Here is a 16,325-nt window from a genome sequence, read left to right as displayed (position 1 = left end):
GGCTGTGGGCTGGCCGTGCCACAAAAATATCTGGAGACAGCAGAATGAGTGATTATCCACGCGATTTAGTAGGATACGGTGCGAATCCCCCTCATCCTGCATGGCCGGGAAACGCGCGTATCGCCGTTCAATTTGTATTGAACTACGAGGAGGGCGGTGAAAACTGTGTGCTGCATGGCGATTCCCATTCGGAAATCTTTTTGTCGGAAATCATTGGCGCGCAACCTTATCCGGACCGCCACCTCAGCATGGAATCGATTTATGAATACGGCAGTCGTGCCGGGTTCTGGCGATTGCACAAATTGTTCACCGAAGCCAACATTCCGGTTACCGTATTTGCGGTGACGATGGCACTACAACGTCATCCGGAGGCATTAAAAGCCATGCTGGATGCCGATTGGGAAATTGCCAGCCATGCTATGCGCTGGATCCATTATCAGTCTATGCCGCTGGAGGAAGAACGCGCCCAAATGGAAGCTTCCGTTGCATTGCACGAACAACTCACCGGCAAAAAGCCCGCGGGTTGGTATACCGGCAGAACCAGCCCCAATACACTGGCATTATTAGCCGAGCGCGATGACATTTTATATTGCGCGGATTCCTACGCGGATGATTTACCCTATTACGATAAACACTACAGTAAACCTTTGCTGATAGTGCCCTATACGCTGGATACCAATGATATGCGGTTTGGCACGCCGCAGGGATTTAACAGTGGGGATCAGTTTTTTACTTATCTTAAAGATGCTTTTGATGTGCTTTACGAAGAAGGCGCAACGCAACCTAAAATGTTGTCGATTGGATTACACAATCGCATTGTAGGACGGCCAGCCCGGTTCGCTGCATTAAAGCGTTTTGTGGAATATGTGCAAGGTCACGACAACGTTTGGTTGTGTACCCGCGAGCAAATCGCGCGTCACTGGCAAACCCATTTTCCATTGTGATTCCACAATAAAACAAGGAATAAATACAACGGGGCAAAATGCCCCGTTGTTGTATGTTGGTTTATAAGCCTAATAAGTAACGCAGTATGAACACAGCGGCTAACAGATAAGTGATCAGGCTGATTTCCTTGTATTTACCAGCACCGAGTTTTACCCCTACATAGGTAATAAAACCCAGTGCGATCCCTTCACTGATACTAAACGTAAGCGGCATCGCCATCAGCGCCACTACGGCAGTGGCAGTAGCGCCCAGATCGTCAAACTCCAGATGACGAATGGATTCCATCATCAAAATGCCTACCATGACCAATGCGGGTGTAGTCGCCATCAATGGGATTACTTTCATTAAAGGCGTTAAAAACAGCGCCAGCAGGAAGCAGATGGCTACCACAATGGCGGTCAGCCCGGTTCGGCCACCGGCAGACGCGCCAGCGGCGGATTCAACATAGCTGGTCACCGGTGAGGTACCCAATGCAGCACCAACCACACTGGCGGTGGCATCTGCGGTCATGGCGCTACCGATTTTAGGCAGCTTGCCTTCATTATCGAGCAGATTGGCACGACGCGATACACCAATCAGTGTGCCTATGGTATCGAACATATTCACGAACATCAGGGCAAAGATCAGATCCCAGGTTTCGGCAAAGTGTTCCAGCGGGTACATGATATCCATGGCAAACCAGGTGTCGCTAATGGGTTCAGGCATGCCCACAATGGCGTCCGGCGTGGCCGTTAATGCACCATTTTCGGTTGGAATGAGTGTGCCGATTAATGTGAGCAAGACGATAGAGATAAGAATACCGCCGGTTACCCGCTTCATCACCAGTACCACTGTGAGCAGAATACCCGCCAGGGCCAGCATTACAGCGGGGTTAGATAAATCACCAATGGTAACGAAGGTAGCCGGGTTGGCCACAATTAACCCCGCGTTTTTCAACCCAATAAACGCGATGAACAAGCCAATACCGCACTGCACACCAATTTTAAGTGAAGGGGGAATAGCTTCTGCTATGAGCGTTCTTACGCCGGTGAGCGTGAGCAATAAAAACAGCACACCGTTCCAAAATACAATACCCAATGCCGCTTCCCAGGGAATTTCACGCGTCATGCAGATGGTGAATGCGAAAAACGCGTTCAATCCCATGCCGGGCGCCAGGGCGATAGGGTAGTTTGTCATAAACGCCATTAGCAGTGTGCCCAAACAGGCAGCCAGCGCGGTAACGGTGATCAGTCCGGCTGCGGGCATACCGCTCAGGCCCAGAATGCCCGGGTTTACCACCAAAATATACGACATGGCAGCAAAGGTGGTTAGGCCAGCAATCACTTCGGTTTTTACGGTTGTGCCATGTGCCTGTAGTTTAAAAAGGCGCTCTAGTAGCGGGGATGACATAAATGTTCTCTTTTAGTGGATGTTTATAATTCGGTATGAGCAGAACACAAGCAAAAAACTGACCATTTAGTCAATGAGTTGGTGCGGGATCTGCTAGACTCCATAGGAAATAACAAAATGCGTGCATTGCTCGCGATGAACGCCAGAATTAACCCGTTTATTACCGCATATTGTGGCATAAATGGGGCTAAGATTGCACCAAAATGGTGATGTTGCTAACTATGTGTGCGCGTGTTAGCCAGTAAGGAACTCATGAGCTTAATAAAATTAATAGAGACACTGCCAAAAACGGAATTACATCTGCATATAGAGGGCTCGCTGGAGCCATCGATGATGTGGGAACTGGCCAGTAAACACGGTGTGACGCTTCCCTATGATTCAGTGGAAGCGATTGAGGCCGCTTATCAGTTTGACGATTTACAAAGCTTTCTGGATTTATATTACCAGGGGGCAGATGTATTGCGTGACGAAGATGACTTCTATCTGTTGATGATGGCGTATTTACAACGTTGCCGCATTGATAACGTAGTGCATGCCGAAATCATGTTTGACCCACAAACCCATACCAGTCGTGGGGTGGGCTTTGATGTATTTATGCCTGGTTTTAACCGCGCTATTACTGAGGCGAAGCAGCAGTGGGGCATGTCGGTATATTTAATTATGTCGTTCTTACGCCATTTGCCTGAAAAAGACGCCATCGACACACTCAATCAGGCCAGAGAGTACTATCCCATGATCAAGGCCGTGGGCCTGGATAGCTCGGAGCTTGGTAATCCGCCGGAAAATTTTGTTAAGGTGTTTGCTGCGTCCCGGGCGCTGGGGTTTAAATGCGTTGCTCACGCTGGCGAAGAAGGGCCGCCCGAGTATATTTGGCAGGCACTGGATTTACTGCACGTCGACCGCATCGATCACGGTGTTCGCAGTAGTGAGGATGCTGTACTGATGCAGCGCCTGAAGGATGAAGGCATGCCACTAACCGTGTGCCCGCAGAGTAATATCAAGTTGTGTGTGTTTGACCACATGAAAGATCACAATATCCTTGAATTACTGGATGACGATGTGTGCGTTACAGTAAATGCTGACGACCCGAGCTATTTTGGTGGATACCTAAACGACAACTACCGTGCCCTGATGACCCACCTGGCTATGAATGAAGCGCAATTAGTCAGGCTGGTGAAGAACAGTTTTGTTGCGTCGTTTTTACCGGCAGACGAGAAAAACCGCTGGCTGAGGGAAATTGATAAGTTAGTTGGTATGTAAGTGCAAAGGAAAGTGAGTTTCAAGGTAAACCGATAGCTCAAAAAAAACAGGCCTGCGATAAACCAGGCCTGTTTTGTTACCGGGCTAACGGATTATTCGTTGCCTGGTAGTGTTGTCTGAAAGGTATCCCAGTTTGCTACGATTTCGTCAATTACCGTGCTACCCACTACGAAAGCCGCTTCCAACGATGGGCGCATGCCGGCATAACCTGCGCCGGTACTTTCTGCTGCCAGGTTTTCAGCAGCCGTTAAACCGTCGGGTTGCATGGTAAAGTTACTGGCTGTGCGCAGCACCATAAAGCGCGATTTATCCACTTTTCCGGCTTGTTCCAGGTACACCATAGACTGGTAACTGCCGGTGTCTTCCATGCCTGAGGTTACAAAATTGCCTTTGCCATTGGTCCAAAAACGCGTCCAGTCGTTAGCCCAGTCGTTAAATAACTTACCATGCCAGAACGTCGATGCCGCCAGGTGATCGCCGCGCATTACTTTGGGGGGCAGTTGTGCATTAGGCATGCTGATGTACTGACCACGCAAGGCTTGCATGGCTGGTGTGTCGGTTAGTGAGATGTCTTTGGTAAGCGCAAAAGCCCAGTCTACCAGGCCGGTGCTGAGCTGAAACATCTCGCCATTGCGCGCAACATTCTCGGTGCCGTTATCCGGGTAAGGTTCGTTGGCGAATAATGGGAAATAACCGGTTTTCCAGTCCTGCGGAATTTCCCTGGCGTCAATCTGGTGCGCCAGATCGCCATCAATTAGGTAGTCGGCCCATACCGCTGAACCAATAGAGCCATCCTGTGGGTCGATGCCGGCAATACCGGCAACCAGCCAGTAGGCTTTGGTTAAATCGAAGCGCGGATCCAAACCCAGTGCCATAATGGCCGACGATGCCCGGCTGATCCCCATTCCGGTTACAATCCCCAATACGCCTTTTTCTCTGTTTAAATAGATGTCGTGAAAGGATTGCGGGAACGCGAATTGTTCGGTTAAGCCATAGCGCTCGCGCCAGAACTGGAATTCACCGGGTTTGTCGCCGGTGTCTTCACCCATTTCAAACATAGTTACCACAACCGCTTTTATTTCAATTGGCTGGGGCATTGGTGGCGGTGGCATGCCACCTTCAAATCCTGGTCCATTCTCTCCGGGGCCTGGCGGGAAGCCCGATGGGGAACCGGCTGGCTGGCATGCTGCCAATAAGGATACAGCAGCCAGTACAAATAATAATCGCATAGTTTGCTCCATAAAAAAGGCATGCCAGAGCATGCCTTTGTGATTACACGTTCAACACATTGCTTAGAACTTGTAAGAGAACTTCACGTTAAAGTGACGTGGCAGTTCGGGTAACACGATTTGGCTACCGAACAGGTCAGGGAAGTTCGCACGGAAGTAACGCTCATCCGTTAAGTTCTTCACGGTCAGGTTAACCCCGAAGTTTTCGTTCTGATAAGACAGACCGGCGTTTACCAGAGTGTAAGCTGGCAGGGTAACCGCGCCAGAGAAGCCTGACGCTACGGCGTCAACATCGATAATACTTACGCTGGTAGCATAACCATTCTGGAAGTCATACGTTGCTGTTAGCGTATAGATGTTTTCCGGCATACCGGCTTTCTTCGCCGTTGGGTTGCTGCTGCTTGGGTTTACCAGGTTCAAACCGATTACGTTACCACCGAATACCAGTGACGGATCAGTCAGGTTAACCAGGTCTTCTGCACCCAGGAAGCCGAACTGTGTACCGTTTTCCTGAGCAGTTAAGTTAACTACTTCAACGTTTGAGTAACCAGCAGACACAACCAGGTTCTCGTTAACCACCCAACGCAATTCAAACTCCACACCTTCGTTGTGGGTAGTGTTGTTGGTTACGGTGTTTTGCGTGCTGTAATCTGTACGTTCCTGTTCGAAGAACGACACTGCGAAGTACAGAGATTCGTCCAGCAGAGAACCTTTCAAACCGTATTCAAGCAGTTCTGACGTATCGAATGCACCGCTGCCGTCAGCGTTGTTCAACTGGCCAACACCGATTTCCGCACCTTGACCCGCAACCAGTGTAGCTTGTTCAGCAACCGTGATGTAAGGGATCAAACCGATTGGGGTGGTGTATGAAATACTGGTATTCCACGACACGCCGTCAACCGTTTCTTTTTCAGTAACAGGCGCTTCTGTGCCATCAGAACCCAGCAACAGGTCTACACGAGAAGTACTTTCGATGTCGATGGTGTCATAACGCGCACCTAATACCACGTTTAAGCCCCAATCCCAGGTTAGATCAGTCATTACTGCGAAACCAAGATCCAGGTAGTTACCTTCATCGTAGTTGTCGAAGTTACGGCCAATACGGGTAGCCAGTTCACGACGGTCCAGTGCAGATGATGGCATAGTCAGATCGCGACGGTTGAAATACTCGTAAGTAAAGTCATCGCCGTGCAGGAAGTCGGTGTAACGCACAGATGGAGAGATTTGAACCTGAGCAAACAGATCGTCAATTTCCCAGCTGGTTGCGAAAATCAGCTTGTCTTCAACTACCCAGCTGTCGTGGAACTGAGAGAAGCCGTAAGCGTTTTCGTTGATGTTGTCGTAGGCATCGTAGAACAACTGGTTTTTGATTTCCCAGTCGCCTGCGAAGTAAATAATATCGAAGTAGTAGGTGTTGGCAACGTTGCCCAACTGATCATCAGGCGCAACCAATACCTGGTCACCGCGCAGGGTAGTAGTGCCTACGTTTTCCAGTGCCATTAACGGCAGCGCATCCGCATCAGTAAATGCTGCTGGTACATAAAAGAAGCCTGCACCTGCCAGGTTCACCGCGCCGTATTCAGCGTGAGAGATTGAACCGTCACCGTCGGTATCAAGTGGTTGCGCTGTACCTGTGATGTAAGTACCGTTATCTACCAGTTCCTGGGTTAAACGGTTCCAACCAGCAACCTGGTTACCGTTGTATTTGTGGTACATCCCACCAAACTCAATGCGCAGGTTATCGGCTAAATCAACGTTAAAAGACGCTTGCAGAATTGACTGGTCTGTTGCGCTGTTTTCGTAGTAACTGCCTGAGTTTTCTACTTCACCGTAAACGTAGTAACCCATTTCCTTGCCCGCAACGGTAGCTGGTCCGCCAACTTCCGCAGTCAGAATGCTCTTTTCCCAGGTTCCGTGGGTGTAAGACAGAGCGCCTTTGGGCTCATCCAGGTATTGACCTGAAGAGGCACGAGCAGATTTAGGGTTAAAGTTCAGGTAACCACCAATTTTTGATGGACCATAAATTGGTGACGCCGGACCACGTACGATGTCGATACGGCTTGATGCACCAATTGGCGTAGGGTAGTTACCCGGGTTGTCCAGGCGTTTTACGCCACGGAAATAGGCTTCACCAGGATTACCACGAATATCGAGTGATCCTGCAACGCCGAAGAATGACTGAGTAAACGTACCCGGTGCAAACGCAACCAGTTCGTCGATGTCTGATACGTTAAAACGCTCCATTTGCTCATCACTGATAGTGGAGGCCGAGCGAGGCGTTTCCAAAATAGACTTTCCAAATCCGAAAACGGCTTCAACGTCCTGTCCAGGCAAGCTGCCTAGTGAGCCTTTTACTTCGATCTTTTCGATCTCTGAGTCACTGGGTACCTCCTGAGCGAAACCCGCTACAGGGGCAAGAAGCAGTAACCCGGTAGTGACGGCACGCGCAATAGGCGCCACACTGAAGTTTGTGGTTTTCATGGTGTTCCTCGAGTGTAAGAGTTCTTGTGAGTAATAACGTTCTAGCTTTACGGCTGCTACATTGCAGTTTTGATGCCAGATTCCTGTCCATGTGGTCAGGATTTTGTTTTGAAGTAAGTGATTGATATTTTTGGATAAAAAATCAATGGCAAAGAAAGGGATTGTTAGCGATATGTTAATGCTACTGTTATCCATGCCTGAATGCACCAATGCGGTGAGGCGCGGATTCTAAATGCACCACAAACGTAAGACCAGTGGTTAGATTTTCATCAGTGGACTATTTTCTTTACAGTCGGTGAGGGGAGCACGACACTGTAACAGAAGTTCAGTCTGCTACAGTGATACTGGAATGCACTTAAGATTCTGATGTAACGGGAGTTTGTGTAGCAGTTTGTCTGGGCAGAATAACCGACAGGACAATGGCGGTGAGGCCCGCGGTAGTGACTGGCGAGGTGAGCATATTACCCAGCCAGGCAGGCAGTTGAGCAACCACGTTACCAACCATCATGACACCTAATCCCATGCCTAACGAACAAGCAGTAATCAGACTATTGCGCTGATCAAGTGGCTCGCTGGTTAATATTTTAACACCGCCCACTGCGACCATGGCGAACATCACCAGTGTCGCACCACCCAACACAGGTTTTGGGATCACCTGCAATACTGCACCAATAAAGGGGAACAATCCCAGTATTACAAACACCATAGCAACAAAACAACCCACTTTGCGACTGGCAATGCCGGTCATTTGAATCACCCCGTTGTTTTGCCCAAAGGTGGTATTGGGAAAGGTACACAGTATTGCCGCAATCAGTGAATTGACGCCATCACCCAAAATGCCAGCGCGAATGCGTTTAAAGTAACTTTCGCCAGTAATGGGGAGTTTGCAGAACAAGCTGTTGGCGGTCAGGTCGCCAGCGGTTTCAATGGCAGTGAAAAAGTAAATCAGCGCGATAGGCAAAAACAAATCCCACTCAAAGTTGATGCCGTACCTGAACGGTTGGGGCACACTGAACCATGGCAAATCAACCAGACTGGAAAAATTGGTCATACCCATGAAGAACGCGGCGCATGTGCCCAGTGCCATGCCAATGAAAATGGCAGACAGACGTAACCAAGGGTTTTTACAGGCATTAAAATAAATAATTACCAGTAGCACGCCCAATCCCAGTGACAAATTTTCTACACTGCCAAAGGCGTCGGCGTTGAATCCACCGGCCAAATCGGTCATGCCCACTTTGATGAGGGAAATACCGATCGCTATGATCACTACGCCTGTGGTGACCGGTGTGATCACGCGTTTAATTTGCTGTATAAACAGGCTAAGCACAATTTCAATAAATGCACCAAAAAAGCACACCCCCAGCATCATAGCCAGAATATCCTCGTTGCTACCCCCGCGCTCTTTTACGGTGCTACCAACCAGTATTAAGGCACTTAAAAAAGCAAAGCTGGTACCTTGAATGGCCACCAGACCGCTGCCTACCGGCCCTATTCCTTTGGTTTGAATATAGGTCCCCAGGCCGGTTGCCAGCAGCGCCATACTAATCAAATATGGCACTTCGGCCTGCAGGCCCAACACCGATGCAATGATCAGGGTAGGGGTAACTACACCAATAAAACTCGCCAGCACATGCTGAATTGCCGCCGTCAGGCTCACCGCGAAATTGGGGCAGTCGTCCAGACCATATAAAACCTGAGATTGCGGCATAGTGTTATCCTTTTTCACACAAAGTTGGGTAGTACTCGCACATAAAGCCTCTCATTGACGGCAGTGCGGGCAATGTAGCGGAGGTTGAACGTACTGCTTGCTCGAATTCCGCTACGCTCAGGCGATAGCGCTTAAGCGCAATAGCTTTATCATCCGGAGCCAGAAAGCTGTGTTTAAGCGAGTTTTCACCTAACGTCACCAGTTCAGTCCACGACAGGTTAAAGTGATGAACTGCTACAAAATATTCATCGGTTAAGGTGCTGTCCCACATGCCGCGATCATCGGTGGTAAGGGCAACGGGGATATCGGTACGCAGGTATTCCGGAAACGGGTGAGTCGACAAGTCGGGCGTGTATTCCAGCAACTTGTTACTGATCAGGTTTATTTCTATCAGATAGGGCCCGTGGCGCATCAGTAGCAGGGTGTCCGGATCGGTAATCGTGTTAAGTCCATGCCCAATACGCTGTGCGCCCAATAACAGGGTATCGCGCACATGTTGATTGGGTTCGTCCACTTCACCTGCATGAATGGCCAGGTTTATAGCGGGGTAGCGCTGGCGAAGTGAGCGAAGCGCAGACAAGAAACGCAATGGATAGCCCTTGTCATTATCTTCTCTGCCTACCATGTTAATGCCGACATAAATGTCGCGATGTTGATCCACAAAATCGTACATCCAGGCTAGGTGCTGTTCCGCGTTTGGCAAAAAGCGCAGCAGAGCATACTGAAAACGCACGGTCACACCCGTGGCCCTGGCCTCAGGGCTTGCAAGCATGTCCAGATACACCGACAGGGTTTGCTCCGGGGTTAGTGGGTTGCCGGTGTTATCCTGGGCGCGATCAACATTGACCTGGGTTTCCAGATACTGGAGCCCTTCAGCTGCGAAGGCCTGCATATTTTTCAGTAAAATGTGCGCGCCAATATAGGGATTAACTACCAGTTCATTGAGTCGCTGCCAGTGGGTTTCAAAAAATTCGTTACGGCCTTCGTGGGCTTTATCGAGCCGAATGCTGTTCAGAAAAGCCTGCTTTTGCTCATCAGTTAACGCTTCGAGGCGTTGGTATTCCTGTTGCTCGCAGTCAGATAATGCCTGCCAGGTAGACGACTGGATGGTGCGAAATAACAGGAATTGCGGATCGGCGCCATACTCATTGGTGCCATAACCACGGCATTGCAGAATGCGTGTTTTGGTGTAGTAACGATAGCCACCGTTGCGATCGGGGGAGGTGGCAATGTCGAACCACCATTCGCTAAAACCTGCGCCACTCAGGTGATGGTGCAAGTCGCCGCCTTTGGGCAAAGCCCATAACAACTGATAAAGCTGCTTATCGGTGGCTTGCTGTTTAAAGCTGCGGAACCACTTGTCCATGTCAGTTGTTGCTGCAGTTGCTGTGAAGCTGAACAGGCTCATCCCAACACAAAGCCCCACAAGGCGCCATGCACTTAGCCTTAATTTAAGCCCCAAAATAAGCTTAACACGCCACCGACACACCTCTTTGCCCCACATCAATTACTGCTTCCCATAACACACTGTTGAATAAAGCATTAAAGCAAAAACCTGACCACTTGGTCTGTTTGCGGTGCTAATAGTTAACAGTATGAAATTAATGAAGTTTAGCGGGATGCTAAAAGCAGGATTGGCGCCATGTTATTTGGTTTGCACCATTTGAGGGCGCGGCTGATTCATATCGAATCAGCCTGCTATTCTCAGGCGTGGCATGTTAATACGGAAAGCCGTCAGGCAAGGTAACAAAAATAGAATGGCGTACTTCGTTGTACATGGCTCTGCTGCAATGGCCTTCGCCTTCAGTATCTTCCAGCAACAATACGTCGCCCGCCCCAAATACATGGCGCTCACCAGACGACACAGTAAACTCAGCACGGCCCTTCAGGATGAATAACAACTGGCGTGCCGGGGCAGGGTGCCATTTAAAATTGTAATCTGCCGGTGTTTCGCGAAAAATAATCGAACCAGCGGGGATCTTCTCTGAAAGTAAGCCGATTGGGCCACCATCAGACAACGGGATCTCAGCCTCACCAAAGTGACTCTTGCCTTGCTCATCATGATAAATTCGAGGTATTTTCACGTGGTATTCCTTGTTAGTGTTGAGAATAATTGTCCAAAAATCGCTGCAATACCTGCAGTGTTGCCTGTACATCAGCGTGGGTAACGGATTCGCCCGGATGATGGCTTATTCCACCTTTACAACGTACAAATAACATACCAACCGGGCAAATAGCGTCCATTGCCATGGCGTCGTGGCCGGCGCCAGAAGGTAAACTCAGCGGTTTGATGCCGGTTAATTCAATGGCCTGAGCCAGAGTTTGGGATAACGCAGGGTTACAATGTACTGCGTTGGCCATGTGGGTCATTTGCCAGTTAATGTCTACCCGTCTGCGTGTTGCAATGTCACGTAGTCTGAGCAAAATGGCATCAAGAGCGCGGTCGCGCATATCGTCGTATTCACTGCGAATATCCAGTGAAAATTTCACCTGACCGGGGATTACGTTTACCGCACCAGGTTTAACGTCCATGCGTCCAACCGTTGCTACCACAGCATGCTCAGTGGCGATTGATTCAATCGCCAGCACCATTTCGCTGCTGGCAGTCATGGCATCCTGACGCAACGGCATGGGGACGGTGCCTGCATGACCCGCCATGCCATTTACGGTGACGTCGTAACGCTTAGCGCCCGCAATGGCGGTTACCCAACCTACCGGTAGAGATTGATTTTCCAGTACCGGGCCCTGTTCAATGTGAACTTCCAGATAACCCAGCAGAGTTGCAGGGTCTAATTTCGCCTGAGCGATATTTTCAAACGATGAACCAAAATGGGTTAGCGCATCGGGCAGTGATACCTGATCTTTGTCGCGCAGATTGCGCCAGTCTTCCTGCCAGCGACCGGTTAGCGCCCGGCTACCTAACAGGGTAGAACCAAAGCGCGTGCCTTCTTCATCGCCAAAGCCCACAATGTCAATGTGAAAGGGAAAGCGAATACCTTGCTCGAAGTAATACTGCACCACAGCCAGAGGCGCAATAACGCCCAGTATACCGTCGTATTTACCGCCATTGGGTACGGTATCCAAATGACTGCCAAATACAAATGCCTTCGCATCGGGGTTGGCACTTTTATAGCGCCCCCACTGGTTTCCGGCGGCATCTTGCCAGGTTTGCATGCCCGCTTGTTGCATCCATTGGGCAACCTGATCATTGGCCTGGCGATGCTGCGAAGTCAGGTAACGACGGTCTACCATCCCTGGCGATTGACTGATAAGCCCGAGTTGGTCGCAGCGGCTTAACACTTCATTGGCCAGTTCGGCAAACTCATTCATTAGCGGCTCCCGCTGTTGCATACACGTTGAGTGCAGCATCCACACCTTCGCCCAGTGCCATTTTGTGACCAGCGCGACGCAACACCGTTTCTAGTGACTGCAGGGTATGCAATACCGCATCCTGTCGCGCGTTATATCCCATGGTGCCAATGCGCCAGATACGGCCTTTCAGCGGCCCAAAGCTGGTACCAATTTCAATATTAAAATCCAGTAACAACTGCTGACGAATGGCTTCTCCGTCTACACAGTCTGGAATTTCCACGCCCACCACGTTATTCATTTTGTACTTCAGGTTGCCAAAGGGGATTAAATCCATGGCCTGAATTCCCGCCAGCATAGCGTCTCCGGCGGTTTTGTGTCGGGTAATGCTCTGTGAAATTCCCTCTTCCAGCAGGTTAATCGCACATTCACGTGCACAGAACAGCATGGATGCCGCTTCAGTGTGATGGTTCAGGCGCGATTCTCCCCAGTAATCCAGGATCATGGGGATATCGAAGTAGTTGGAGCGGATACGGCTGCCGCGCGCACTTTTGTGACTTTTTTCGCGGATCCCGGCTTCGATGTGATGACGGGTGCGAACCAGTTCAACGTAACGTTCACTTAATGTCACTGGGGCGCTGCCTGATGGACCGCCTAAACACTTTTGCAGGCCAACCGACACCGCATCCAACCCCCAGGCGTCGGTATGAAAAGGGTTGCCGCCAATAGACGCAGTGGCATCCGAATAAAACAACACATCGTGACGGCGACAAATCTCACCCAGATGCTCCAAGGGTTGCAACATGGTGGTAGAGGTGTCGCCTTGTACGATGGCTAACACTTTGGGCTGTACTTGTTTAATGGCCGCTTCAATTTGCTCTGGTTCGAATACTTCGCCCCATGGCACTTCAATGCTGTGCACATCCGCACCGGCACGTTCTGCAATTTCACACAACAAGTGCCCGAACCGGCCAAAAATGGGTACCAGTACTTTATCGCCCGGCTCAATGCAAGACACTAACACGGCCTCAATACCCGCACGCGAGGTGCCGTCAATCAGCACGGTATGCTGGTTTTGGGTGTCGAAAACCTGGCGATACAGGGCCATGACTTCATTCATGCACCCGGTCATAGTCGGATCATATTGCCCCACCAACTGGTGTGACATGGCCTGAAGTACGCGTGGATAGCAGTTAATCGGGCCAGGGCCCATCAATAAACGTGGAGGAAGAGTTAAAGGCTTCATCGTTGCTCCTAAAGTAAGCTTTGGGCAAGCATGCGCACGCCGGTGATCAGCAACACTACCGCAAACACTTTTTTCAGTTTGGCGGCGTCCAGTTTGCTGGCCAGGCCCGCGCCGACAGGCGCAAATAGCACTGTAAGCGGTACTATGGCGGCAAACCCAATCAGGTTAACCAAACCAAAAGTGCCGGTTGGGGCGTCAGCGGGGGTTTCACCCAGCGCTAACATGGTGATTGCAGCAGGAAGCGAAATAATCAGTCCTACCGCTGCTGCCGTACCCACCGCGCGGTGAGCAGGGTAATTACAAAACGTCAAAGTAGGTACCGTAAGCGTACCGCCACCAATGCCTACCATTGAACTAAACAAGCCTATGCATGCCGCAATAATACGCTGACCAACGTTGCCCGGCAGCGCTTTAAACCAGGCCGACTTGCTGCCAATAAACATATTCAGAGCCGACAGACTGGCGATAATACCGAACATCAGCGTGAGAATATCGCCGTCGATTTGCGTCACGGCGTAGCTACCCAGCAATACGCCCAGCAAAATAAAAGGTCCCCAGCGTTTTAACAGTTCAAAGTCGACATTGCCCTTGGCGCGATGGGCTTTAATTGAACTTAATGACGTAGGGATGATGGTTGCCAATGATGTGGCCGTTGCAATTAACATGGCCGAATCGGCACTGACGCCCAGTGCCTGAAACAAAAAGTACAAAACCGGTACAATGACAATGCCGCCGCCCACACCGAGCAAACCGGCTAACAGTCCCGCAAATACCCCGGTGGCTAACAGGGCTAATAAGGTGGGGAGTATCTCTAACAATACTTGCATTAATTACGCCTCTGAAACTGGCTGAAAACGTTGAGCAAACGCCTTTCCGTCGCTGCGCGGATCGGTGGCGGCTTCTGTGTGTTGATCGGGATGAAGCACTACTGCACCGGCATGTCCCATGAGTTCGTTACAGGCGTCGACAATCACCATATCGTGCCCGCGGGAAATCAAATCGTCGCCCACATACTCAGCCAGATCGCGTTCTACTTTCAGGTTGTGTGACTGGTCGCCCCAGGTACGGCCTAACAGCCAGCGCCCCAGAGAAATAGCTTTGTCTAACGGCTGATTGTGATAAACATAACGGCTGAACAAGGCCGCCTGGGTTTGCGGTTGACCTTCGCCCCCCATGGTGCCGTAGCTTATGCGGCGGCCATCATGCAATTCGGCAAACGCGGGGTTCAGGGTATGGAACGGTTTCATTCCTGGTTGCAGGTATTGCAGATTACCCGGCTCAAGACTGAATGAGGTGCCCCGGTTGTTCCAGACAATGCCAGTTTGAGGGCTAACAACGCCACTGCCAAACTCCCAGTACAAGCTTTGAATATAACTCACCATGCGCCCCTGATTATCACAGGCGCCCATCCAGATGGTATCGCCGGTTTTGGCAACATGGGGCCACGGTAATGCGCGCGCTGGATCAATAGCGGCAGCCATGGCCTCTAACGCAGTATCGCTTAACAGGCTGTCGAGGTTTACGGCCAAACGACTTGGATCGGTAACGTATTGGTTGCGCTTTATAAAAGCCTGCTTGGTACATTCAATCAACAGGTGCACCATGTCAGCATCGGTTTTACCCAAATGCGCCACGCGGTCGTATAGCGCCAGAATGATCAGTGACGCTACGCCCTGTGTTGGCGCAGGCAAATTATACAGTTTGCCCATTTTGGTGGTGACAGACAGCGGGGTAACACATTGTGCTTCGTACTGCTGAAAATCGGACAGGCGAATAGGCGAGCCGGCTTCCTGCAAATCAGTCGCCAGTTGATGAGCAATGTCGCCGTGATAAAAATCGTTCAGACCTTTGTCTGCCAGATGTTGCAAAGTAGCAGAAAGCTGAGTCAGTTTAACGATTTTGCCTTTTTTAAGGGCGTTACCTTTAATTAAAAAAGGCGCGAAGTGTTCGTTATGTGCCAGGTCGTCGTAGGTTTTAAAACTGGCATCTGACATGCTTTGGGTCACTTCAATCCCCCAGCTAGCCTGGCTGATGGCGGTTTCCAGTAATTCCGACAGCGGCATGGCAGGTTGCCAGCTTGCGCTGATATCGAGTGCTTTTTGCCACCCGGCTACCGCGCCCGCCATTGTTAACGCGGCTTTGCCACCCCGCGACGGGATTGCTACTTGGCCTGCATAGAATTCAGGGGTGGCCAGTCCGGCGGCGGTACCGCAGGCATCAATGGCGACAGGGGCTTTGCCGGGTTCGCTGATCAGCCAGAAGCCGTCACCGCCTAATCCATTCATGTGCGGGTATTCAACCGCAATAGAAGCGGCCGCGGCCACCATGGCTTCGATGGCAGTGCCGCCGCGTTGTAATATCTCGTTGCCCACCGTCGACGCTGCGTAGTGGGGGGCAGTAAATGCAGTATGTTGTGTTGTTGTCATGCTTTACTTTTCCAGTAGGGTTTGTGCCAGGTCAATCAGCGCTAGATCACTGTTGGCCGGTCCAATCAATGATAAGCCGCAGGGGGCGCCGTTGAGGGTAAATAACGGCAAATGTAATTGCGGCAAACCAGCCAGACCGGCAATGGCAGTTAAATTTAATAGTTGTTTTCGATATTCACCCAAGGCTTGCGCTGGTGTACTGAGTAACGGTGCGCAACCGGGTGTTGTGGGTAATACAACAATAGCGTTTGAAGTAATGGTGTGTTCGGCCCACTGCTTCACGCGTTGTTGTACGCTTTTTGCTTCGGTTACGTCTTGCGCTGTGATTT

The 16,325-nt window shown here is 50.5% G+C and carries 12 protein-coding genes and 1 pseudogene; 2 read left to right on the top strand and 11 right to left on the bottom strand.

Going from position 1 to position 16,325, the window contains the following annotated elements:
• The first annotated feature begins 44 nt into the window (after positions 1 to 44).
• Positions 45 to 944 carry an allantoinase PuuE gene (puuE, locus tag ACLR2L_RS12695; RefSeq protein ID WP_140960308.1) on the top strand — a complete coding sequence of 300 codons (900 nt, stop codon included), beginning with the start codon at positions 45 to 47 and terminating at the stop codon, positions 942 to 944.
• A gap of 61 nt (positions 945 to 1,005) precedes the next feature.
• On the opposite strand, the gene ACLR2L_RS12690 is transcribed toward puuE, so the two are convergent.
• Positions 1,006 to 2,334, bottom strand: coding sequence for an NCS2 family permease (locus ACLR2L_RS12690; protein ID WP_413368567.1), 1,329 nt, complete (start codon positions 2,332 to 2,334; stop codon positions 1,006 to 1,008).
• Between the two features lie 252 nt (positions 2,335 to 2,586).
• On the opposite strand from ACLR2L_RS12690, the gene ACLR2L_RS12685 reads away from it, so the two are divergent.
• Positions 2,587 to 3,594 (top strand): adenosine deaminase, encoded by a 1,008-nt coding sequence (locus ACLR2L_RS12685; protein ID WP_413368566.1) that lies wholly within the window; start codon positions 2,587 to 2,589, stop codon positions 3,592 to 3,594.
• A gap of 92 nt (positions 3,595 to 3,686) precedes the next feature.
• On the opposite strand, the gene ACLR2L_RS12680 is transcribed toward ACLR2L_RS12685, so the two are convergent.
• The 10 genes and pseudogenes from ACLR2L_RS12680 to ACLR2L_RS12635 form a co-directional block, all read right to left on the bottom strand.
• Positions 3,687 to 4,823, bottom strand: a complete 1,137-nt coding sequence (locus ACLR2L_RS12680; RefSeq protein WP_413368565.1) for a purine nucleoside permease — start codon at positions 4,821 to 4,823, stop codon at positions 3,687 to 3,689.
• Between the two features lie 63 nt (positions 4,824 to 4,886).
• Positions 4,887 to 7,304, bottom strand: a complete 2,418-nt coding sequence (locus tag ACLR2L_RS12675) for a TonB-dependent siderophore receptor (RefSeq protein WP_413368564.1) — start codon at positions 7,302 to 7,304, stop codon at positions 4,887 to 4,889.
• A gap of 355 nt (positions 7,305 to 7,659) precedes the next feature.
• Complete coding sequence (locus ACLR2L_RS12670; RefSeq protein WP_413368563.1) at positions 7,660 to 9,015, bottom strand: uracil-xanthine permease family protein; 1,356 nt, start codon at positions 9,013 to 9,015, stop codon at positions 7,660 to 7,662.
• A gap of 4 nt (positions 9,016 to 9,019) precedes the next feature.
• Positions 9,020 to 10,381, bottom strand: a complete 1,362-nt coding sequence (locus tag ACLR2L_RS12665) for an adenosine deaminase (RefSeq protein ID WP_413368562.1) — start codon at positions 10,379 to 10,381, stop codon at positions 9,020 to 9,022.
• Positions 10,382 to 10,733: 352 nt separating this feature from the next.
• Positions 10,734 to 11,099: an AraC family ligand binding domain-containing protein gene (locus tag ACLR2L_RS12660; RefSeq protein WP_140960296.1), complete on the bottom strand. Its 366-nt coding sequence runs from the start codon at positions 11,097 to 11,099 to the stop codon at positions 10,734 to 10,736.
• 13 nt (positions 11,100 to 11,112) lie between these two features.
• Positions 11,113 to 12,345, bottom strand: a complete 1,233-nt coding sequence (locus tag ACLR2L_RS12655; protein ID WP_413368561.1) for an allantoate amidohydrolase — start codon at positions 12,343 to 12,345, stop codon at positions 11,113 to 11,115.
• Positions 12,338 to 13,570 carry a pyridoxal-phosphate-dependent aminotransferase family protein gene (locus tag ACLR2L_RS12650; RefSeq protein ID WP_413368560.1) on the bottom strand — a complete coding sequence of 411 codons (1,233 nt, stop codon included), beginning with the start codon at positions 13,568 to 13,570 and terminating at the stop codon, positions 12,338 to 12,340. The genes ACLR2L_RS12655 and ACLR2L_RS12650 overlap by 8 nt, the downstream gene beginning before the upstream one ends.
• Before the next feature lie 8 nt (positions 13,571 to 13,578).
• A complete protein-coding gene (locus ACLR2L_RS12645; protein ID WP_413368559.1) occupies positions 13,579 to 14,397 on the bottom strand; it encodes a sulfite exporter TauE/SafE family protein in 819 nt (272 codons plus the stop codon).
• A 3-nt stretch (positions 14,398 to 14,400) separates the two neighbouring features.
• On the bottom strand, positions 14,401 to 15,996 hold the full coding sequence (locus tag ACLR2L_RS12640) for a gamma-glutamyltransferase family protein (protein WP_413368558.1): 1,596 nt from the start codon (positions 15,994 to 15,996) through the stop codon (positions 14,401 to 14,403).
• A gap of 3 nt (positions 15,997 to 15,999) precedes the next feature.
• Positions 16,000 to 16,325: pseudogene (locus ACLR2L_RS12635) on the bottom strand (amidase); the annotation flags it as partial.

The organism is Alteromonas sp. AMM-1, assembly GCF_047290655.1.
Lineage (GTDB): Bacteria > Pseudomonadota > Gammaproteobacteria > Enterobacterales > Alteromonadaceae > Alteromonas > Alteromonas mangrovi.
This window is presented reverse-complemented; position numbering and strand designations above follow the sequence as displayed.

Excerpts from the sequence above, each read along its gene's own strand:
- ACLR2L_RS12665 (WP_413368562.1), bottom strand. The coding sequence starts at position 10,381 with ATGGACAAGTGGTTCCGCAGCTTTAAACAGCAAGCCACCGATAAGCAG.
- ACLR2L_RS12685 (WP_413368566.1), top strand. The coding sequence starts at position 2,587 with ATGAGCTTAATAAAATTAATAGAGACACTGCCAAAAACGGAATTACAT.
- ACLR2L_RS12670 (WP_413368563.1), bottom strand. The coding sequence starts at position 9,015 with ATGCCGCAATCTCAGGTTTTATATGGTCTGGACGACTGCCCCAATTTC.
- ACLR2L_RS12650 (WP_413368560.1), bottom strand. The coding sequence starts at position 13,570 with ATGAAGCCTTTAACTCTTCCTCCACGTTTATTGATGGGCCCTGGCCCG.
- ACLR2L_RS12640 (WP_413368558.1), bottom strand. The coding sequence starts at position 15,996 with ATGACAACAACACAACATACTGCATTTACTGCCCCCCACTACGCAGCG.
- ACLR2L_RS12675 (WP_413368564.1), bottom strand. The coding sequence starts at position 7,304 with ATGAAAACCACAAACTTCAGTGTGGCGCCTATTGCGCGTGCCGTCACT.
- puuE (WP_140960308.1), top strand. The coding sequence starts at position 45 with ATGAGTGATTATCCACGCGATTTAGTAGGATACGGTGCGAATCCCCCT.
- ACLR2L_RS12655 (WP_413368561.1), bottom strand. The coding sequence starts at position 12,345 with ATGAATGAGTTTGCCGAACTGGCCAATGAAGTGTTAAGCCGCTGCGAC.
- ACLR2L_RS12645 (WP_413368559.1), bottom strand. The coding sequence starts at position 14,397 with ATGCAAGTATTGTTAGAGATACTCCCCACCTTATTAGCCCTGTTAGCC.
- ACLR2L_RS12680 (WP_413368565.1), bottom strand. The coding sequence starts at position 4,823 with ATGCGATTATTATTTGTACTGGCTGCTGTATCCTTATTGGCAGCATGC.
- ACLR2L_RS12690 (WP_413368567.1), bottom strand. The coding sequence starts at position 2,334 with ATGTCATCCCCGCTACTAGAGCGCCTTTTTAAACTACAGGCACATGGC.